Raw genomic sequence first — 19497 nt, 5'->3', positions numbered from 1 at the left:
AAGATCATGAACAATCCGGTACAAGCCCGCGTCGTGCCAGGCAAAGCCACGCCCCGCGGCAAATTCCCCCATATCAAGCGCGCCGGCGATTTTTTGTTTATATCGGGCACCAGTTCGCGGCGCCCCAACAACACCTTTGCCGGAGCCCAGGCCGATGCCATGGGTACCACGCAGCTCGATATACGCGTCCAGACCCGCGCGGTCATCGAAAACATTCGCGACATACTCGATAGCGAAGGCGCAGGCCTGGAGCACTTGGTCGAGATCTCGGCCTTCCTGGTCAATATGAACGATTTCGGCGGCTACAACGAAGTCTATGGTGAATTTTTTTCCGCCGACGGCCCGACCCGCACCACGGTTGCCGTGCACCAGTTGCCTCATCCGCATCTACTCATCGAAATGAAGGCCATCGCCTACTTGCCCAAATAAAGAATCACGGAGGACGCCATGCTTGCTTACGGAAAACCTTTCAACTTCGCACGCTGGATCGACGAACACGCTCATCTTTTAAAGCCCCCTGTCGGCAATCAACAAATCTGGCAGGACAGCGATTTTATCGTTACGGTAGTGGGAGGCCCCAATCACCGCACCGACTATCACGACGACCCTTTCGAAGAATTCTTCTACCAGATGCGTGGCAACGCTTACCTGTATCTGTGGATCGACGGCGCCCGCGAACGACTCGATCTAAAGGAAGGCGATATCTTCCTGATGCCGCCCCATGTCCGTCACTCGCCGCAAAGGCCGGAAGTCAATAGCGCCTGCCTGGTCATCGAACGCCAACGCCCCCTCGGCCATATCGACGGCTTCGAATGGTACTGCGAAGGAGACAAAGGCTGCGGGCACCTGGTGCACCGCGTGGAAACCCAGTTGCAAAGCATCGTGACCGACCTGCCGCCGCTCTTTAACGCGTTCTACCAGTCCGAAGAAAAAAGGCGCTGCCCCAACTGCGGCAAGCTGCACCCCGGAAAAGGGAATTGAGCCGCAGCGGCACCGGGCGAGCCCCCATCGATCCATATCACTGAACAGCTACTCAATACGCCGACACAGTCCATGAAAAAAATAGACATGCATTCCCATTTTTTCCCGCCCATCAGTCAGGCGCAGGCCGCGGCGCTGGACGCCGCGCAAGCGCCCTGGCTGTCAATTTCCAGCGACGGCGAAAACGGCCATATCATGAAGGGCGACCGATCCTTCCGACCAGTCTACCGGGCCTTGTGGGATGCCAGCCTGCGGCTTGAAGAAATGGACCGCCACGGTCTGGACGCACAGGTCATTTCGGCCACACCCATCATGTTCGGCTACAGCCATGCGGCCGACCGCGCCGCCCCATGGGCGGAGCGCATGAACGACCTGGCGCTGGAACATTGCGCGGCCAACCCGAAGCGCCTCAAGGCCCTGGCCCAGGTACCTTTGCAGGATCTCGACCTCGCCTGCCGCGAGGCCTCTCGCGCCAAGGCCTGCGGCCATGTGGGCGTGCAGATCGGCAACCACCTGGGCGAGCGCGACCTCGATGACGAGCATCTGGTGCAGTTCCTGACGCATTGCGCCCTCAACGACATTGCGGTGCTGGCCCATCCCTGGGACATGATGACCGACGGCCGCATGAAAAAATGGATGCTGCCCTGGCTGGTGGCCATGCCGGCGGAAACCCAGTTGGGAATCCTGTCGCTGATTTTGTCTGGGGCGCTGGAACGCATACCGAAATCGCTCAAGCTCTGCTTCGCGCATGGCGGCGGCAGCTTCGCCTTTTTGCTCGGGCGCGTCGACAACGCCTGGCAGTGCCGCGACATCGTACGCCAGGACTGCCCCCAGCCGCCCTCCAGCTACCTGAACCGCTTCTATGTAGACAGCGCCGTCTTCGATCCGCGCGCACTGCGCCTGCTTGTCGAGGTAATGGGTTCGGATCGCGTCATGCTGGGGTCGGACTACCCATTCCCCCTGGGCGAACAGCAAATTGGCAAGCTGGTCGCCGACAACGAATGGCTAAAGGCCGCCGATCGTGAGAAAATCAACGGCCTCAATGCACAAGAGTTTTTTGGTTTCGACGCGTAGCATCCGGGCGGCGAGAGTCCGCCCGGCACCAAGCGGCAATGCAGTCCGGCCAGCCTATTCATACAACCCCGACATATCGACGCCGCCCATGGACCCGCTACTGTTAAATCGTACCGCCCTGGCCCGCAAGCTGCGTTTCTCGCAGTTGTTGGTGCTGGAACAGGTGATGCAAAGCAAGTCGATACTGCACGCCGCCCAGGCGCTCAATCTGACGCAGCCGGCAGTCAGCAAGGTTATTCTCGAACTGGAGGCATGGTTCGGAGAACCGCTGCTGGTGCGCAGCAATCGCGGCGTTGCCCCAACCGAATTCGGCGAACTCATTGGGCGCCGCGCCAAAACCCTGCTGGCCGAGCTCCGTGCCATGACCGACGAGCTCAATGCCTACAAAACCGGTGTGCTGGGCCACGTCATCATCGGAACCCTTATTGCCGCCTCGTCATCCTTGCTGCCCCACGCCATTGCGCGGCTCAAGGCACAGGCCCCGCAAGTCATCGTAACGCTGCGCGTAGGGCAAATGGATCAACTGCTGCCCATACTCGCCACCGGCGATCTCGACCTGGTGGTGGGGCGTATTCCCGATGATCAGAGCTGGCGCGCCTCGGCCCAGACAGTGGCGGCCGAGACACTGTATCGCGATGAATTGTGCGTCGTGGCCGGCCGCCAGCACCCCCAGGCCAAAAAGAAAGCCCTGGGCCTGCACGATCTGGCGGGCTGCCCCTGGATTCTACCCACTACAGATTCATCGTTGCGCAAAACCGCCGACCGGCTTTTCGCGCAGGCCGGCTTGCCGCCACCCGACAATCTGGTCGAGTCGATGTCCGTCCTGACCAACTTGACGCTATTGTCCGACTTCAAGACCTGCGCATTCATGCCGCGCACCATTGCAATGCCGTTTGTCGAGTCCGGCATGTTGAGCGTACTGCCGGTAAAAGGCCTGGATGTGTTCGGCGACATCGGCTTCTTTCATCGGCCGAGCCACAGCCAGGGTCCGGCGGTCGAGCTATTCAAAACCTGCCTGCGCGAAGCGGTACGCGAAGTAATCTGAGACCCGGCGGCTCATACATCCGCTACGGCGGAGACCGACTTTGCCGCCGAGATCCCGGCCATTTCTTCTTCGAAGAAACAGATTCCGTTCTTTCCCGCCCGCTTGGCCCGATACATGGCGATATCCGCTTGCGACATCAATTGCGAACTGGAAACCGACAAACCGCTGTGCAAGGCAATGCCGATCGAAGCACTCAGCCTGAACGTTTTGCCGTCTATGATGTAAGGCTCGCAGATCGCCGCCAGGCATTGGCGCGCCACACTCCCGGCGCCGGCGCGCGCCTCGTCGATATTGACGAGATCGGTCATCAGAATCACAAACTCGTCGCCGCCCAGGCGCGCCACAGTATCGAGGCGCCGGCGCCCTTCCAGCAAACGGGTGGCAACCTGGACGAGCACGGCATCGCCCACATTGTGCCCGTGGTCGTCATTGATGGGCTTGAAGTAATCGAGATCGAAAAACAAAAGCGCAAAACACGAATTATTGCGGCCGGCTCGTGCCAAGGCTTGCAGCAGGCGGTCTTCCAGAATCACCCGGTTGTACAGGCCAGTCAGCGAGTCGTGGTGCGCAAGGAATTCCATGCTCGCCTCGTTCGCCCTGAGCGCGGTTTCTTTCTCGCGAAGGCGACCCACCAGATAGTTGAACCCCAGCACCAGGCCGCCAATTTCGTCGGCCCGCTGAACCGGCAAAGGCTCCAGCTCGCGTTTGCCGTCGGCCATTTGCCGCATCGCGTGCGCTGTTTCGGTCAGGGGCCGCAATATGCGCGGCATGACCAGCAGCAACGCAGCCAGCATGACCAGCAAAGCCACAAAACTGCCTTTCACCACCATGCCGCGCAGGACTTCGATCGGTTGAAAGGCTTCTGTCGTCGGCATGCGGGCGACCACGAACCAGCCTGTGCTGGGCACACTGACCATGGCCGACAATTCCTTGACGCCATGGGCATTGATGGTAACGCCAGTGCCTCGGTAGCCCGCCATGGCACGGTCGTGCAGCAGGTTGACGCCGGGCGGCGGAGTGGGCGTGAGCATCATGGAAGGATCGCTGGAGCCGACAAACAGCTTGTCGGCCGGTGAAATCAGCAGAAAGCCGCCCGTCGTGCCCAAGCGGGTTTCCTTAAGCCGCCCAAGGAAACCCGGCCCGTCCAGCGCCGTGACGCCCGCCAGCACCGCCACGACACGATGGTCGGCATCGCGCACCGGCGTCGCCATAATGATAATGGGCTGTCCATTCGCCGGATCGCGCTGCGGCCGGCTCATCACCGGCGCATCGGCCACAAGTGCCGCCTGAAACCATTTTTCGCCGAAAAAAACGTGCTGTGATTGTCCACCCAGGGCGGGATAGGCAGCCAGTACCCCGCCGTCCGGCCGTATCGCCCGCAGCCCGCTGAACAAGGGGTTCAAACGCTCCCGATCCTTGAACCACGCGGCGAGTTCATCCGGGCGCTGCACAAGGGAAAGCGGGACGACCGCGGCAAGTTCGCTGATCAGCGAACGGCGTTCGACCACGCGCTGATTGATATCGCTTGCAATATAGGATGCGATCGACAATTGCTGGGCGGCGACCAGGTCGCGCAATTGTTCTTGCGCAAACGGCAAGCCGACAGCAAGCCGCAAAATAAGGCCCAGAATAACCAGCACCGCACCCAGGGCAATGAGACGGAATTTCATGCTTTGGAAATTCATGGTTGCGCCATCATACCCATATAGGGAATCGCCCCTCAGATAATTATTTATGCGTGCAGGATCCCGATAAGTTGCCTATCGTGCCTTCGTCCCAGGCAAATGTCAACGGGGGCGCCACGCCTAGACGTTGAACAGGAAGTTCAGCACATCGCCATCCTTGACGACGTATTCCTTGCCTTCGGAACGCATTTTGCCGGCTTCCTTGGCGCCCTGCTCGCCTTTGCAGGCGATGAAATCGTCGTAGGCGATGGTCTGGGCGCGAATGAAGCCGCGCTCGAAATCGGTATGGATCACGCCCGCCGCCTTCGGCGCCGTGTCGCCGATATGAATGGTCCAGGCGCGCACTTCCTTGACACCCGCGGTGAAGTAGGTTTGCAGGCCCAGCAGGCGAAAGCCGGCCCGTATCACGCGATTCAGGCCAGGCTCGTCCATGCCGATATCGGCCAGGAACACGCCCTTGTCCTCATCGTCGAGGTCGGCGATTTCGGCTTCCACGGCCGCGCATACCGCCACGACCGGCGCATTTTCAGCGGCGACATACTGCTGTACGGCAGCCAGATGGGGATTGTTCTCGAAGCCGCCCTCCTTGACATTGGCCACATACATGGCCGGCTTGGCGGTAATGAAGCACAGGGGCTTGATCAGCAGCAAGTCGTCGGCATCGAGCTTGAGGGAACGAATGGGGCGGGCCTCGTCGAGCACCGGCATGATCTTTTCGAGCAAGGCCACCATCTTGATGGCATCTTTGTCGCCCGCGCGCGCCGTCTTCTGATAGCGATGCAGGGCCTTTTCGGCCGAAGCCAAGTCGGCCAGCGCCAACTCGGTATTGATGACGGCGATATCGGACAGCGGATCGATCTTGCCCGCAACGTGAATGACATTTTCATCTTCGAAGCAGCGCACCACATGCACAATGGCATCGGTTTCCCGGATATTGGCCAGGAATTGGTTGCCCAGGCCCTCGCCTTTGGATGCGCCCGCCACCAAGCCGGCGATATCGACGAATTCGACCACCGCGGGCAGGATGCGCTCGGGCTTGACGATGTCGGCCAAAGCCGACAGGCGCGCGTCCGGCACCTCGACCACGCCGACATTCGGCTCGATGGTGCAAAACGGATAGTTCTCAGCGGCAATGCCGGCCTTGGTCAAAGCGTTGAAGAGAGTGGATTTTCCGACGTTGGGTAAACCAACAATGCCGCATTGCAGAGCCATGAGTATCCTGAAATTTCTGAAAAACAAACAAAGAACAGCATTTTACGTGATGGGCACCAAATAGTCTGGCGCCTCCGGCCAGCGCAACCCTGCCGGCGCCAAACCTTCAGGTGAGCATTTGCGGAACCGTGTGCAACGCAATCCACACCACCAGCAGCGGGCCGCCGTTGAACAGCCCGTGCAGCAACATCGAGGCGCCGATGCCGCGGCGAACCCGCAGCCACCCGAGTACCAGGCCTGTCAGCCATTGCGGCAATACCAGCAGGGGCATGAGCCAATACGGCGTGAGGTGGAGCGAGAAATTATTCAGATGGACACCCGCGAACAACACCGACGATGCATAAAAAACCCATGGAAAGCAGCGGCGATAACGAAGCCGCAGCCCCCAGGCCATGGGTCGACGCGCCCGCGCGAGCCAGTTCAGGCGCAAGGGCGCATTGTTGCGGCCTTTCAAATACGGCAGCCAGCACAGCAACAATATGGCCGCCAGCAGCAATAGGGTGCCCCAGCGCGGCCCGAACACCAGTGCAACAACCGCCGCCGGCACCAGCCACAAGGCTTGTGCAATATGCCTCAAGCCATAGCGAAAAACCAGTTCCTCGACTATCGGCGCCCAGATCAGCGCCTGCAGCCACGGAATACGGTGTATATCGAGCCTGTGCCCGGCCCCTCCCAGGCTTGCCGCGGTCGCGGCAATGGGTCCCAGGACAAACAGGTTCACGACCCATAAAAAGGCCGCCCATTGCAGCAGGCGCCAAAACGACAAGTCCGGAAACCAGTCTTCCCACCAGCCATCGCTTGCCGCCCGCCCTGGCAGGCGCGGGGCAAAGCCCGGGCGTTTCAAAAAACGCCAGAACTCCCGGAACTCGTCTCGGAATCGCAATGCACGAGTTCCTTGGGCTTCAGCCACGATTGGCCTCGTGCAATTGGCTCATGGCCTGAGTAAATTCGCCTCGCAGCAAGGCCGGAGCAATCGCCCGGCAACGATCGATGACGCCTTCTATTTCGCTCAGTTCGTCGCGTCGCGGTGGATTGAGCACAAAGGCTGCTACCTGCTGGGCCAGCCCGAGAGTACGTGGATGGCCTATCCCCACGCGCAAGCGCCAGAAGTCCGGGCTGCCGAAGGCCGATTGAATGTCGCGCAAACCATTGTGGCCGGCATGCCCCCCACCCTGCTTGAGCTTGACACTGCCCGGCAGCAGGTCCAGTTCGTCGTGCAATACCAGGACTTGCTCGGGCACGAGCTTGTAAAAGCGCATGAGCGCGCCCGCCGCCTGGCCGGAACGATTCATAAAGGTCGTGGGCTTGGCCAGGATGACGGCCTCGCCTTCGAAACGGGCCTTGGCCACTGAAGCGGAAAAAGCCTTCTCAAGCGCAAAACCGGCCTTCAAGTCATCGGCCAGATGATCTGCCAGCCAGAAGCCCGCGTTATGACGCGTGGTTTCATACTCGGGGCCGGGATTACCCAGGCCAATAATCAGGCGTATAGGAAGTGTCATAAGCGGCAGGCAAAGCGGACAAAATACAGCAAGGATTCAAAGACGGATCAAAGCAAAACCCCTGCCAGCCACGCTGAGCAGGGGTTTGCGCCAAACCGGGAGTTTGGCATGCGGCACCAGGCTTTATTCGGCCGGTTTGTCGGCGGCAGGAGCTTCAGCGGCCGGAGCTGCGTCGTCTGAGCTGTCGCTACCCGCTTTGAGGTGCGCCGCGGCCAGGGCCGGGTTGGCATCGCTGCCATGCGGCACATAGACCACGCCCTTGGGCAAGGTAATGTCGGACAAGTGCAGAATCGCGCCGCCCAGGAGCTGGCCGAGGTCGACTTCGATGAACTGGGGCAGGTTCGCAGGCAGGCAAGTGATTTCAAGCTCGGTCACGACATGGCTGACAATGGCTCCGCTAAGCTTGACGGCAGGCGACAGCTCGGCATTGACGAAGTGCAAAGGCACTTTGGTGTGCAGGGCTTGCGTCGCATCGACACGCTGGAAGTCGACATGCAGGACCTGTTGCTTGTAGGGGTGCCATTGCACAGAGCGCAACAATACCTGTTCGGTTTTACCGCCCAGATCCATCGTCAGAATCGATGCGTGGAACGATTCTTTGCGCAGGGCATGATAGATTTCGTTGTGGTCGAGCTCGATGCTCAGAGGCTGGGCAGTACCGCCGTAGACTATGGCGGGAACACGGCCAGCGTGGCGCAGGCGGCGGCTCGCACTCGTACCCTGTTCGCTACGCGAAGTGGCGTTGAATTTCATGGAAAAACTCCAAATGACAGTGGGCTTGAAGCCCGATTAAAAAACGCGGCGTGAATCACGCTGCGGGGAACCGCTATCTGCCGCGACCAGCAGACAGCGAATAGGTTTAATCGACGAACAGGGAACTGACCGATTCGGCGTTGGAAATACGTAAAATGGTTTCACCCAGCAACGAAGCGCACGACAGTTGGCGAATCTTGCCGCAGTCGCGCCCGGCGTCCGACAATGGAATCGAATCGGTCACCACCAGCTCGTCGATTTCCGAAGCGGCTATACGCCCGACCGCCTCGCCCGACAGGACGGGGTGAGTGCAATAGGCATAGACCGACAGGGCGCCACGTTCTTTAAGAGCCTGCGCAGCCTTGCACAGAGTGCCGGCGGTATCGACCATGTCGTCCATGATGATGCAATTGCGGCCATCGACCTCGCCAATAATGTTCATGACTTCGGACACGTTGGCGCGCGGACGGCGCTTGTCGATAATGGCCAGATCGACCTCGAGCTGCTTGGCCAGGGCCCGGGCCCGCACCACACCGCCGATATCGGGCGAAACCACCACCAGATTGCTATAGTTGCGACGCCAGATGTCGCCCAGCAAAATAGGCCCCGCATAGACGTTATCGACGGGAATATCGAAAAAGCCCTGAATCTGGTCGGCGTGCAGATCCATGGTCATGACGCGATCGACACCCACCACCTGCAACATATTGGCGACGACCTTGGCCGAAATCGAGACACGAGCCGAGCGCGGCCGGCGATCCTGGCGGGCATAGCCGAAATAAGGAATCGCGGCGGTAATGCGGCCTGCCGAGGCACGGCGCAATGCATCGACCATGACCATGATTTCCATCAGGTTGTCGTTGGTCGGAGCGCACGTGGGCTGCAGCACGAAAACGTCTTTGCCGCGGACATTTTCATTGATTTCAACCATGACCTCTCCGTCGGAGAAGCGGCCTACGGTCATCTTCCCGAGGGACATATCGAGATGATTGACCACATCGACTGCCAAGCGAGTGTTGGCAGTGCCTGTAAAAATCATGAATCTGTCGTTTGTCATGATGGACGGTAGAGATTCCGTGGCGTTAAACAACAAAGCTGTTGACCAGCACCCCACCCGGGGCCGACTCAACAGCTTCATGTATTAACTGCAAAGCCTTCAAGGCTTGGAAAAAGTGGCTGGGGAAGAAGGATTCGAACCTTCGCATGCTGGAATCAAAATCCAGTGCCTTAACCAGCTTGGCGATTCCCCAATTAACTGTGTACCCAGTATCGTAATGGATGATCAAGCAAACCCGGGCAAGCCCATGTATTTTCAATCACCGCTTCCTTGCCGGAATTGCTGCAAGGTATTTTAACGACAATTTCCTGCTGACACAGCCGGGCCTGTTCCAACGTTACAAACTCAACGAAAAAACAGGCGCCAGACCCGGTCATTCGAGCATTGATACCCAACTGCCCCAACCGCAAGGCGGCTTCGCGTACGCGCGGATACCTGCTGCAAACCACCGGTTCCAAGTCGTTGCGGCCAAAATACCCGGTATTGCGCACCGCCCCAGCTGTTTTTTCGTCAAAAACGCAAGCGGCCAACAACCCTTCTTTTTTAGCTTCGACTTTTTGCCAATCAGCAAAGACCGTAATTCTGACAGACGGGGAATTCCTTGTCAATTCAGGGGCCGAGAATACACCCGCAGTGGGCACCTGCTGGCGCGGCTGAATCACCACATAAGCTCGCTCGGGCAGGCTGAGCGGCGACAATATTTCTCCTATCCCTTCCGCAAAGGCCGGCTGGCCGAAAATGAAAACCGGGACATCGGCCCCCAAAGGCAAAGCCAGCGCCATGAGTTCACGCCGATTCAAGCCGGTTTGCCACAGGCGGTTCAGGGCCAGCAAAGTCGTGGCGGCATCGCTCGACCCGCCGCCCAGGCCTGCACCCGACGGAATGTTTTTCCGGTAGCTGATCTGCGCCCCGTACGGGGTGCCTGTTGCCCGCTGCAGCGCCCGGGCGGCACGCACGACCAAGTCATCTTCGTGAGCCAGATCGGGATTCGGGCCCTCGCAGACTATCCGGCCATCACCGCGTTTTTCATAATGAAGCACATCGCACAGATCGATGAACCGAAACGCCGTCTGCAGCAAATGGTAGCCGTCGTCGCGCCGGCCGACGACATGCAGGAACAAATTGAGCTTGGCAGGCGCGGGAACATCGTACAGCGTCACTCAAGGCCCCGGCTACGTGCCATCGACAACCAGACGCACGCTGATGCGCTGGTTGGAATCATTGCGATTGAGCTGCAACAGCCTGGGGCCAAGCGAGTCATAGCGCGACAGCACGACCCGCCAGCCGTTCTGCTGGAAGCTCGTGGCTTGACCCGCCTGGTTTTTTTCCAGATTCAGTACCGCGCCCGTGCGGCCCCGCAGCCAGTCGCGCAAACCCTCCACGGGAATGGCGCTGCCCAGCACTTGCTCGACCAATCCATCGGGATCGCTCGCCTGCTCCTGCGACCCATCGGATCGCGTCAGAACCGAATAGCCAGGTGATACCTGCACGCGGGCAAGGGTATTACCCAAGGGATTGGCCAGATCGAGCCTGAGCGTTTGTCCATCGTCGCGCCAGGCAAAACCGCCTTGCACGGCCTGCTGCTTGCCGTTGTCGCGCATCACGCTGACGGCAAACCGGCCAGTCCGTTCAAAAGCCCGGGCGCCGCCCGCGTCAGTGATTCTGTGCGGCGTGGCGCAGGCCGCCAGCAAACCCGCCAGACAAAAAACCAGCCAGGCACGATACAGGCGCATCAAAGCTTCACCTCGAAGCGCTTGATCGTTTTCAGCAAGGCGTCGTTCTTGGCGTCCTTGGCCAGGCCCGCACGCCATATTTTCTTGGCCTCGTCGAATCGCTTGAGCTTCCACAGCACTTCGCCCAGATGGGCCGCCACATCGGCCGACGGCAACAGCGCATAAGACCGCTGCAGGTAGTCCAATGCCACCTTGTTGTCGCCCGTTCGATAAAGATACCAGCCCACGCTGTCCAGAATGAATGGATTGTCCGGCTCCAGATCGAGGGCATGCTCGAGCAGATCCTGCGCTTCATCCAGGCGAATATTCTGGTCGGCGTAGGTATAGCCCAAAGAGTTATAGGCATTGGCATTGTTCGGGCTGATCTGGATAACGCGCAGCATGAGCTTTTCGAAGTCGTCGAACTTGCCCTGCCGCTCGTACATCATGCCCAGGTCGTACATGATCTCGGAAGTATCGGGCATGGCCTTGTTGGCATTGACCAGCACCTCGGTGGCCTCGCCGGTGCGTCCCGCGTCGCGGTAAATCGACGACAGGGTAAGCGCGATGACCGTCCGTTCGTGATTGTCTTGCGGCTTGAGCGCCGCAATCGTGCCGCGCGCCGCCGACAGATTGCCAAGGCGGGCCTGCAGTACGGCCTGATGGATGCGGGCCTGAAACCGCAGCGTGGGGTCGTCGATAAGACCCAGTTGACGGATTGCATCATTCAGGCGCCCCTGCTTTTCGGCAATTTGCACCAGCAGCAGCCTGGCGTCGGAAGCGTCCGCGGCCGCGTTGGTGGCATTGTCGTTGATCGATATGCGGCGCTGCGTCTGGATGCTGATGTATTCATTCAGCAGCGATTCGGCGCGGCTATAGCGTTCGGCGCGAAAATTGACCTCTGCCTCGGTGTAAAGCAGATCGAAATCCTCGGGAGCGCGCTGGCGCATTTTTGCAACCTGCGCCAAGGCACCGTCAAAATCCTTGCGGTCGGTCAGGCGAGCAGCCAGCATCAGCTGCAATTTGCGCGCTTCGGGATGCTTTTCGGCATACACCCGCGCCGCATTGATCGCCGCCCCCGGATCGACCTTCAAGCCATATTCAAGCACTCTTTGCGCGGCCGGCTCGGAATTCGGATCCAGCGCCAGGGCCTGCTGCGCTTCGGACAGCGCGCGGTCGGGATCGCCGGCCGCCCAGGCGGCGTCAGCCAGGGCCAGATGCGCCACGGGCAAGGAACGCACCGGATCATGCAAGGCTTTATCCAGGACATCGAGCGCCATTTTCTTGTCGCTCATTTTGCCGACTACAGCGGCCGCCTGCCCAATTGCCCTGTCTTTATCCTGCGCCTTGTCGATGCGAGCCCAAAGCGCGCCGGCCAAGCCCGCCGTCTGGCCATTGGACGCCGCCAGCGCCAATGAAGACGCTACGGCCTCGGGGTCGTCGGGTGCCAGTCGCGCCCACTCGCGCGCGGCCGCCAGGGCACGCGGCATATCGCGATCGGCCATGGAAAACTGAAACGCCCGTTTAGCCAAACGTGGATCCGAGGTATCCTTGGAAAGATCCAGCATGGTCTGGCTTGCCAGATCGTACTGGCCTCGCTGCGCGCCTATTTCCGACGCCAGCACGCGATAGAGGATATCCGCCGTCAGGCTGACATCGGGCAACTTGCCCTCTCGAAGCCGAATCAGTTCGGTTTGTTTGCGCGAGTGCTCGGTTTGCCGGGCCTGGGCGGCAAAAGACAGCAGCAGACACAAACCGACAAATGTTACTGAAGACAAGGAAATTGATAGTTTCATTCACTCGAACCACTGCCGTTGTGCCCGTAATACGGACGCAAAATGGCGAAATTACATACGAAGATTGAGAGATCTTAGCACCCCCTCATGCCTGAGCTACCAGAAGTCGAAACGACCCGTCGCGGAATTGCGACGGTTATGCCGGGTCGGATACTGACCCGATTCATTGTGCACGAATCGCGCATGCGCTGGCCGATCCCGCCCGGACTGCCCGAAATCATCAGCGGCAAGGTCGTGCAAAGTTGCGAACGCCGCGGCAAATACCTGCTGATCAACTTTGACCATGGTACACAGATTGTCCACCTGGGCATGTCCGGCTCATTGCGGCGCGTGACGCTCGATGAGCCCCGGCGCAAGCACGATCACGCCGAATGGCTGTTTGAAAGCGCGCGCTTTCTATTGCACGACCCGCGCCGCTTCGGCGCGGTGCTGTGGCATGGCGCTGAAGACGGGCCCCTGGCCGGCCACCCCCTGCTTGCCAAGCTGGGCATAGAACCCTTCGACCCTCTGTTCAGCCCTGACTGGCTGCATCGACATCTGCGCGGCAAGACGCTTTCAATCAAACAGGCATTGCTGGCGGGCAATGCCGTCGTCGGCGTGGGCAACATCTACGCCTCGGAGTCGCTGTTCAAGGCGCGCATCAATCCGCAAACCAGCGCCGGCAAACTGTCCCTGACTCGCTGCACGCGACTGTTCGCCTCTATACGGCAAACGCTGGAAGATGCGCTCGCGTCCGGCGGCAGCACCTTGCGCGACTACGTCGACGCCAGCGGCGAGCCGGGAGCTTATTTCGCACTGCACGCAGCCGTTTACGAGCGTGCCGGCCAGCCTTGCCCCGTCTGCCAGACACCCATACGCCGCATTGTCCAAGGGCAAAGAGCGACTTATTACTGTCCGCGCTGTCAGCGCAATTAGCCCGGCTAATATTCGTTTATAACAAATGCGTTGCACAAAAACGAATTATCGGCTATATTTTTCCCATAAACTGGAGACCTCACATGAGCAAACAATTCGCCTCGCACGCCGACATGGAAGACAAAGTCGTTTCGTTCGAAAAACTATCCGATAACGCCTATGCCTATACCGCCGAAGGCGACCCCAACACAGGGATCATCATTGGCGACGATGCTGTCATGGTCATCGATACACAAGCCACGCCTGTCATGGCCCAGGACGTGATTCGCCGCATCAAGGAAGTCACCGACAAGCCGGTCAAATACATTTTGCTGTCGCACTACCACGCGGTGCGCGTTTTCGGAGCGTCTGCCTACAATGCCCAGGAAATCCTCGCCAGCCGCGACACCTACGATCTGATCGTCGAGCGCGGCGAACAAGACAAAGCGAGCGAAATCGCGCGTTTCCCGCGCCTGTTCCGCAATGTCGAATCCATTCCGCCTGGGCTGACCTGGCCGACCATAACCTTCGAAGGCGAAATGACGGTCAATCTGGGCAATCTTGAAGTGCAGATCATGCAAGTCGGGCGCGGCCACACAAAGGGTGACACGATCGCCTGGCTGCCCGAGCAAAAAATCCTGTTTGCCGGCGATCTGGTCGAATACCAGTCCACGCCTTATGCCGGCGACTGCTATTTCCGCGAATGGCCCTACACGCTGGATACCCTGGCCGGTTTCAATGCCGAGAAAATGGTGCCGGGTCGCGGCCCGGCCCTGAAATCGGCCGACGAAGTCCGCAAAGGCCTGGCCGGTACGCGCGCATTCCTGACCGACCTCTACACGTGTGTAAACAACGGGGTCGCCGAAGGCAAAGACCTCAAGGCGATTTATCGCGAAACCTACGATTTCATGAAGCCGCGCTACGCCAATTGGGTGATTTTCGACCACTGCATGCCGTTTGACGTTTCACGCGCCTACGACGAAGCCACCGGCTATGACGATCCCCGTATCTGGACCGCCGAACGCGATATCGAAATGTGGAAGCAACTCGAAGGCAATTAATCCGCAAAAAAAACAAAACAGGAGCATGGATGTGGGCGACATCGATTATCAGGCGCTGGAATTCGCTTACCGGCCACAGCCCGCTCAGGCAGAAAATCGCCATCCGATCGTCGTGGTCGGAGCCGGCCCTGTCGGCCTGAGCACGGCAATCGACCTTGCCCAACGCGGCAGCAAGGTCGTGGTCGTCGATGACGACTACCGTCTGTCCACGGGATCCCGCGCCATCTGTTTTGCCAAACGCACGCTCGATGTCTGGGATCGCCTTGGCGTCGGCCAGAACATGGTCGACAAAGGCGTGTCCTGGAATGTAGGCAAGATCTTCTTCAAAAACGAGGAAGTCTGGCGCTTCGACCTGCTCCCCGAGCAAGGCCACAGGCGGCCCGCCTTCATCAATCTGCAGCAGTACTATTGCGAAGGCTTCCTGTACCAGCACGCCGCCCGGCACCCCAACATCGAATTGCGCTGGAAACACAAGGCCGTCGCGGTCAAGAACCACAGCGACCATGTCGAGCTCACTGTCGACACCCCCGACGGCCCCTATACATTGATCGCCGACTGGCTGCTTGCCTGCGACGGATCTCGTTCACCCTTGCGCAAAATGATCGGCCAGGAAAGCCACGGCCGGATTTTCCACGACCGCTTTCTTATTGCCGATGTCAGGATGGATGCCGAGTTCCCGACCGAGCGCTGGTTCTGGTTCGACCCACCCTTTCATCCCAATCAGTCCGTACTGCTACACCGCCAGCCCGACAACATCTGGCGCATCGACTTCCAACTGGGCTGGAACGCCGATCCCGTTGAAGAGGTCAAGCCGGAAAATGTGCTGCCGCGCATCAAGGCGCTGCTTGGCGCAGACGTGAATTTCGAACTCGAATGGGTCAGCATCTATACCTTTGCGTGCGAACGCATGGACCGATTCCAGCACGGGCGGATTCTGTTTGCCGGCGACGCCGCTCATCGCGTCTCGCCCTTCGGCGCCCGCGGCGCCAACAGCGGCGTGCAGGATGCCGACAATCTCGCCTGGAAACTGCACCTGGTCACCCAGGGCCTGGCTCCCGAATCCCTGATCGCTACTTACGCGGCGGAACGCGAAAAAGCCGCCGACGAAAATATTCAGCACTCATCGCGCTCCACCGATTTCATTACGCCCAAAAGCGAAATCAGCCTGTTATTCAGGAATACGGTCTTGAAACTGGCCAAGCAATTTGAATTCGCCCGCAAGCTGGTCAATAGCGGGCGCCTTTCGACGCCCACGTTTTATTCCGACTCGCCCCTCAATACGCCCGATACCGACAGTTTCATGCCAGGCCTGCCCCTGGGCGGCGTGGCGCCCGACGCGCCCATCCTGGTACAGGGCCGTCGCGACTGGTGGCTGGGCCAGTTGGACGGGCGATTCGTCCTTGCCGTCTTTTGCCTTGCGCAACTGCCTCCGGCTGCAACGCTGCAAGAACTGACACGGCTACAGGAAAATCCCGCAGGCCTGAAAGTCGTTTTCGTATTGGGTCCCGAAGCCGAGACACTGCCGGTGCCGGCAGGATTCCAGGTGGTCGTCGACCATGAATCGATCCTGGCCGAACGCTACGGCGCACTCGAACAAACCAGCTACCTGATCCGCCCCGACCAGCATCTGGCCGCCCGCTGGCATCATTGCGATGCTTCGGATATCCAGGCGGCCTTGCTGCGGGCGATGGGTTTCAACCAGAGTTAGCGACTCATGCATACACTAAATACTCAATCCAATTTTGCGGTACCCGATGACTTCTACGAACACCTGATCGAAGCGCATCGCGACCTCAGCACAGAACAAAGCCACGCCATGAATGCCGCGCTGGTTCTGCTCCTGGCCAACCATATCGGCGATCTGGACATTGTTCGCGATGCCTTGCAAAAGGCGCGCACCACGATTCAGAACGGCGGATAACGCCCGCAGGCCCCGAACCCAGCCCGGCAAATTCGTTTTAGGAACATTTTCGATGAGTACACTTCAGTATCAAACCGGATTCGGCAATCATTGCGCCACCGAGGCACTGCCCGGAGCGCTGCCCGCGGGCAGCAACTCACCCCAGGTTTGCCCCTATGGACTCTACGCCGAGCAGTTGTCCGGGACCGCGTTTACCGCCCCCCGCGCCGAAAACCGCCGCTCCTGGCTATACCGGATTCGTCCGGCCGCCGTACAGCAGCCGTTTGAAGCGTGCACAGACATCGCAAGCTGGCTGAATACATTCGGCGACGGCCCGGTCACACCAAACCAGTTGCGCTGGGATCCGCTGGACATACCGGCCGAGCCCACCGACTTCATCCATGGCATTCGCACTTGGGCGGGCAACGGCAATCCCGACGACCACACCGGCGTGAGCATAAATCTGTATGTGGCCAACCGCTCCATGCAAGACAGTTATTTCTACAATGCCGATGCCGAAATGCTGATCGTGCCGCAAGAAGGCCGCCTGCGCCTGGCCACCGAACTCGGGCTGATCGATATCGAGCCCTGCGAAATCGCCGTCATCCCGCGCGGCGTACGTTTTCGCGTCACGCTTATCGACCCTTCCGCACGTGGCTATTTGCTTGAAAATTTCGGCGCCGCCATGCGCCTGCCCGAGCTCGGCCCTATCGGTTCCAATTGCCTGGCCAATGCGCGCGACTTCAAGACCCCCGTGGCCTGGTATGAAGATCTCGAAGGCGATTTCGCGCTTTACGCCAAATTTACCGGCGGTTTCTGGCGCGCCCGAATCGATCATTCGCCGCTCGACGTCGTAGCCTGGCACGGCACCCATGCCCCCTACAAATACGATCTGCGCCGCTTCAATGCCATAGGCTCGATCAGCTACGATCATCCCGATCCCAGCATTTTTACCGTACTGACCTCGCCTTCCGACACTCCGGGCACGGCCAATATGGATTTCGCCATTTTTCCGCCACGCGTGCTGGCTATGGAAAACACCTTCCGCCCGCCCTGGTTCCATCGCAATGTCGCCAGCGAGTTCATGGGCTTGATCCAGGGCGTCTACGATGCCAAGGCCGAAGGATTCCTGCCTGGAGGCGCCAGCCTGCACAACTGCATGACGCCTCATGGCCCGGATGCCGAAACCTTCGAAAAAGCCTCGACGGCCGACATCAGCCAGCCGCACTATATCCGCGATACCATGGCTTTCATGTTCGAAACGCGCCGCGTCATACGCCCAACCGCCGCCGCGCTGGCTTCGCCCGCGCTGCAAGGCAACTACTATCAAGCCTGGCAAGGATTGAAAAAGCACTTCAATCCCTCCAAGGCATAACAAACAGGATGCAACGATGTCCCACTTGAACGAAACCCACGACCCGCAACTCCAAAGCTGGGTCGAGTCGGCCAATGTCGAACACAACGGCTTTCCCATACAAAACCTGCCTTTCGGCATTTTCCGCGAACGCGCCGGTTCGCAGAGCTTTCGCCCCGGCGTAGCCATCGGCGATCAGATTCTCGATCTGGCCGCGCTGGCGCAGGCCCGGCCATTTACGGGCCTGGCGGCCGAAGCGCTGAACGCCTGCACGGGCGATCGCCTGAATGCGCTCATGAGTCTGGGCCAGGCGCACTGGTCGGCGCTGCGGCTGGCCTTGTCCAGAGCCCTGCGCTCAGGGGCGGCGCAGCAAAAGCTCCTGGAACCGCTGCTGAGTGCCCAGTCCAAAGCGGAATTCGATGTTCCGGCCCATATCGGCGACTACACCGATTTTTACATTTCCCTGCATCACGCGACGTCGGTCGGCAAGCAATTCCGCCCCGACAATCCCTTGCTGCCCAATTACAAGTGGGTCCCTATCGGCTACCACGGCCGGGCCTCGAGCATTGGGGTATCGGGCCAGAAATTTCCACGGCCGGTTGGGCAGACACGCCCCGCCAGCGAGGGCGCGAAGCCGGGCTTCGGGCCATGCCAGCGCATGGACTATGAGCTTGAGCTGGGCATTTTTGTCGGCCAGGGCAACCCTCAGGGTGAACGCATTGGCATCGACCAGGCCGAGTCCCATGTATTTGGGCTGTGCATACTGAATGACTGGTCGGCCCGCGATATCCAGGCCTGGGAATACCAGCCTCTGGGCCCATTTTTGTCCAAGAATTTCGCCAGCACTATTTCGCCCTGGATCGTAACTCTGGAAGCGCTGGCGCCATTCCGCACCGAATTCACGCGCGAGGCGTCCGATCCGCAACCGCTGCCTTATTTGTCTTCGGCCATCAATTCAGCCGCGGGCGCCTTCGACATAGGCCTGGAAATTCTGCTTACCACTGAACAGTCGCGTGCCGCGAAGGCGAAGCCGGCGCGGCTGTCGCAGAGCAATTTCAAGGATGCTTACTGGAATGTCGCGCAACTGGTGGCTCACCATACCGTCAATGGCTGCAATTTGCAGGCGGGCGATATGTTCGGCACGGGTACTCTTTCGGGCCCTGGGCCGGACCAGGCGGGATCGATACTCGAGCTGAACCACGGCGGCAAGGATCCGGTGCGGTTGCCTTGGGGGGAGCAGCGTGTATTCCTGCAAGACAACGACGAAGTGATTTTGCGGGCCAGGTGCCAAAAGCCCGGGTATCCGACTATCAGCCTGGGAGAGTGTGCTGGGATGATTCTTCCGGCTAAGACGTAGGGGACGGGCCTTGTGGTCGCCTATTATTCGCGTTCTTTGTTCTTCTTTGTTCTTCTTTGTTCTTAAGACGCGGGGGTGGCGGCCCAGGCGGGGTGGTGCTCGCATCGTCCGGTCCTG

At 59.6% G+C, this 19497-nt stretch carries 19 protein-coding genes and 1 tRNA gene; 10 read left to right on the top strand and 10 right to left on the bottom strand.

Annotation, left to right across the window (positions count from 1 at the left end; translation table 11 throughout):
* Window positions 1–6: 6 nt before the first annotated feature.
* The 4 genes from ACYVIS_RS11180 to ACYVIS_RS11165 all read left to right on the top strand — a co-directional run bounded on the left by ACYVIS_RS11180 (window position 7) and on the right by ACYVIS_RS11165 (window position 3100).
* A complete protein-coding gene (locus ACYVIS_RS11180) occupies window positions 7–429 on the top strand; it encodes a RidA family protein (RefSeq protein WP_460873995.1) in 423 nt (140 codons plus the stop codon).
* Window positions 430–447: 18 nt separating this feature from the next.
* The gene (locus tag ACYVIS_RS11175) at window positions 448–981 is read left to right on the top strand and encodes a 3-hydroxyanthranilate 3,4-dioxygenase (RefSeq protein ID WP_460873994.1); all 534 of its coding nucleotides are present in this window, start codon (window positions 448–450) and stop codon (window positions 979–981) included.
* A 72-nt stretch (window positions 982–1053) separates the two neighbouring features.
* Window positions 1054–2055, top strand: a complete 1002-nt coding sequence (locus tag ACYVIS_RS11170) for an amidohydrolase family protein (RefSeq protein ID WP_460873993.1) — start codon at window positions 1054–1056, stop codon at window positions 2053–2055.
* 88 nt (window positions 2056–2143) lie between these two features.
* Window positions 2144–3100, top strand: a complete 957-nt coding sequence (locus ACYVIS_RS11165) for a LysR substrate-binding domain-containing protein (RefSeq protein WP_460873992.1) — start codon at window positions 2144–2146, stop codon at window positions 3098–3100.
* Between the two features lie 11 nt (window positions 3101–3111).
* Here ACYVIS_RS11165 and ACYVIS_RS11160 read toward each other — a convergent pair whose 3' ends face one another.
* The 10 genes from ACYVIS_RS11160 to ACYVIS_RS11115 all read right to left on the bottom strand — a co-directional run bounded on the left by ACYVIS_RS11160 (window position 3112) and on the right by ACYVIS_RS11115 (window position 12814).
* Window positions 3112–4770 carry a diguanylate cyclase domain-containing protein gene (locus tag ACYVIS_RS11160; RefSeq protein ID WP_460873991.1) on the bottom strand — a complete coding sequence of 553 codons (1659 nt, stop codon included), beginning with the start codon at window positions 4768–4770 and terminating at the stop codon, window positions 3112–3114.
* Window positions 4771–4905: 135 nt separating this feature from the next.
* Window positions 4906–5997, bottom strand: a complete 1092-nt coding sequence (ychF, locus tag ACYVIS_RS11155) for a redox-regulated ATPase YchF (protein ID WP_460873990.1) — start codon at window positions 5995–5997, stop codon at window positions 4906–4908.
* A 106-nt stretch (window positions 5998–6103) separates the two neighbouring features.
* Window positions 6104–6910 (bottom strand): CPBP family glutamic-type intramembrane protease, encoded by an 807-nt coding sequence (locus tag ACYVIS_RS11150; RefSeq protein WP_460874021.1) that lies wholly within the window; start codon window positions 6908–6910, stop codon window positions 6104–6106.
* Window positions 6900–7496: an aminoacyl-tRNA hydrolase gene (pth, locus tag ACYVIS_RS11145; RefSeq protein ID WP_460873989.1), complete on the bottom strand. Its 597-nt coding sequence runs from the start codon at window positions 7494–7496 to the stop codon at window positions 6900–6902. Before pth ends, ACYVIS_RS11150 begins: the two co-directional genes overlap by 11 nt.
* A 123-nt stretch (window positions 7497–7619) precedes the next feature.
* Window positions 7620–8249, bottom strand: a complete 630-nt coding sequence (locus ACYVIS_RS11140; RefSeq protein ID WP_460873988.1) for a 50S ribosomal protein L25/general stress protein Ctc — start codon at window positions 8247–8249, stop codon at window positions 7620–7622.
* 106 nt (window positions 8250–8355) lie between these two features.
* Entirely contained in the window at window positions 8356–9306 is a 951-nt protein-coding gene (locus ACYVIS_RS11135; RefSeq protein WP_232742499.1) for a ribose-phosphate pyrophosphokinase, read from the bottom strand.
* Window positions 9307–9422: 116 nt separating this feature from the next.
* Window positions 9423–9499 (bottom strand) — tRNA-Gln (locus tag ACYVIS_RS11130).
* Between the two features lies 1 nt (window position 9500).
* Window positions 9501–10466 carry a 4-(cytidine 5'-diphospho)-2-C-methyl-D-erythritol kinase gene (gene ispE / locus ACYVIS_RS11125; protein ID WP_460873987.1) on the bottom strand — a complete coding sequence of 322 codons (966 nt, stop codon included), beginning with the start codon at window positions 10464–10466 and terminating at the stop codon, window positions 9501–9503.
* Window positions 10467–10478: 12 nt separating this feature from the next.
* On the bottom strand, window positions 10479–11039 hold the full coding sequence (lolB, locus tag ACYVIS_RS11120) for a lipoprotein insertase outer membrane protein LolB (protein WP_460873986.1): 561 nt from the start codon (window positions 11037–11039) through the stop codon (window positions 10479–10481).
* The gene (locus tag ACYVIS_RS11115) at window positions 11039–12814 is read right to left on the bottom strand and encodes a tetratricopeptide repeat protein (RefSeq protein ID WP_232742496.1); all 1776 of its coding nucleotides are present in this window, start codon (window positions 12812–12814) and stop codon (window positions 11039–11041) included. The genes lolB and ACYVIS_RS11115 overlap by 1 nt, the downstream gene beginning before the upstream one ends.
* Window positions 12815–12901: 87 nt before the next feature.
* On the opposite strand from ACYVIS_RS11115, the gene mutM reads away from it, so the two are divergent.
* The 6 genes from mutM (at window position 12902) to fahA (ending at window position 19380) form a co-directional block, all read left to right on the top strand.
* Window positions 12902–13729 carry a bifunctional DNA-formamidopyrimidine glycosylase/DNA-(apurinic or apyrimidinic site) lyase gene (gene mutM, locus ACYVIS_RS11110; protein ID WP_232742495.1) on the top strand — a complete coding sequence of 276 codons (828 nt, stop codon included), beginning with the start codon at window positions 12902–12904 and terminating at the stop codon, window positions 13727–13729.
* A gap of 83 nt (window positions 13730–13812) precedes the next feature.
* Window positions 13813–14769 (top strand): MBL fold metallo-hydrolase, encoded by a 957-nt coding sequence (locus ACYVIS_RS11105; RefSeq protein WP_460873985.1) that lies wholly within the window; start codon window positions 13813–13815, stop codon window positions 14767–14769.
* A gap of 31 nt (window positions 14770–14800) precedes the next feature.
* Window positions 14801–16477: an FAD-dependent oxidoreductase gene (locus ACYVIS_RS11100; protein ID WP_460873984.1), complete on the top strand. Its 1677-nt coding sequence runs from the start codon at window positions 14801–14803 to the stop codon at window positions 16475–16477.
* Between the two features lie 6 nt (window positions 16478–16483).
* Window positions 16484–16690 carry a DUF2783 domain-containing protein gene (locus tag ACYVIS_RS11095; RefSeq protein ID WP_460873983.1) on the top strand — a complete coding sequence of 69 codons (207 nt, stop codon included), beginning with the start codon at window positions 16484–16486 and terminating at the stop codon, window positions 16688–16690.
* Between the two features lie 52 nt (window positions 16691–16742).
* A complete protein-coding gene (hmgA, locus tag ACYVIS_RS11090; RefSeq protein ID WP_232742491.1) occupies window positions 16743–18044 on the top strand; it encodes a homogentisate 1,2-dioxygenase in 1302 nt (433 codons plus the stop codon).
* Window positions 18045–18060: 16 nt separating this feature from the next.
* Window positions 18061–19380 (top strand): fumarylacetoacetase, encoded by a 1320-nt coding sequence (gene fahA, locus ACYVIS_RS11085; protein ID WP_232742490.1) that lies wholly within the window; start codon window positions 18061–18063, stop codon window positions 19378–19380.
* The last annotated feature ends 117 nt before the right edge of the window (window positions 19381–19497 follow it).

Source organism: Paralcaligenes ginsengisoli, assembly GCF_054781135.1.
Note: the sequence above shows the minus strand (reverse complement) of the source record. Positions and strands in the feature narration are given on the sequence as shown.

Coding starts and splice junctions, on each gene's coding strand:
- ACYVIS_RS11180 (WP_460873995.1), top strand. CDS start 7: ATGAACAATCCGGTACAAGCCCGCGTCGTGCCAGGCAAAGCCACGCCC.
- ACYVIS_RS11175 (WP_460873994.1), top strand. CDS start 448: ATGCTTGCTTACGGAAAACCTTTCAACTTCGCACGCTGGATCGACGAA.
- ACYVIS_RS11170 (WP_460873993.1), top strand. CDS start 1,054: ATGAAAAAAATAGACATGCATTCCCATTTTTTCCCGCCCATCAGTCAG.
- ACYVIS_RS11165 (WP_460873992.1), top strand. CDS start 2,144: ATGGACCCGCTACTGTTAAATCGTACCGCCCTGGCCCGCAAGCTGCGT.
- ACYVIS_RS11160 (WP_460873991.1), bottom strand. CDS start 4,770: ATGAAATTCCGTCTCATTGCCCTGGGTGCGGTGCTGGTTATTCTGGGC.
- ychF (WP_460873990.1), bottom strand. CDS start 5,997: ATGGCTCTGCAATGCGGCATTGTTGGTTTACCCAACGTCGGAAAATCC.
- pth (WP_460873989.1), bottom strand. CDS start 7,496: ATGACACTTCCTATACGCCTGATTATTGGCCTGGGTAATCCCGGCCCC.
- ACYVIS_RS11140 (WP_460873988.1), bottom strand. CDS start 8,249: ATGAAATTCAACGCCACTTCGCGTAGCGAACAGGGTACGAGTGCGAGC.
- ACYVIS_RS11135 (WP_232742499.1), bottom strand. CDS start 9,306: ATGACAAACGACAGATTCATGATTTTTACAGGCACTGCCAACACTCGC.
- lolB (WP_460873986.1), bottom strand. CDS start 11,039: ATGCGCCTGTATCGTGCCTGGCTGGTTTTTTGTCTGGCGGGTTTGCTG.
- ACYVIS_RS11115 (WP_232742496.1), bottom strand. CDS start 12,814: ATGAAACTATCAATTTCCTTGTCTTCAGTAACATTTGTCGGTTTGTGT.
- mutM (WP_232742495.1), top strand. CDS start 12,902: ATGCCTGAGCTACCAGAAGTCGAAACGACCCGTCGCGGAATTGCGACG.
- ACYVIS_RS11105 (WP_460873985.1), top strand. CDS start 13,813: ATGAGCAAACAATTCGCCTCGCACGCCGACATGGAAGACAAAGTCGTT.
- ACYVIS_RS11095 (WP_460873983.1), top strand. CDS start 16,484: ATGCATACACTAAATACTCAATCCAATTTTGCGGTACCCGATGACTTC.
- hmgA (WP_232742491.1), top strand. CDS start 16,743: ATGAGTACACTTCAGTATCAAACCGGATTCGGCAATCATTGCGCCACC.
- fahA (WP_232742490.1), top strand. CDS start 18,061: ATGTCCCACTTGAACGAAACCCACGACCCGCAACTCCAAAGCTGGGTC.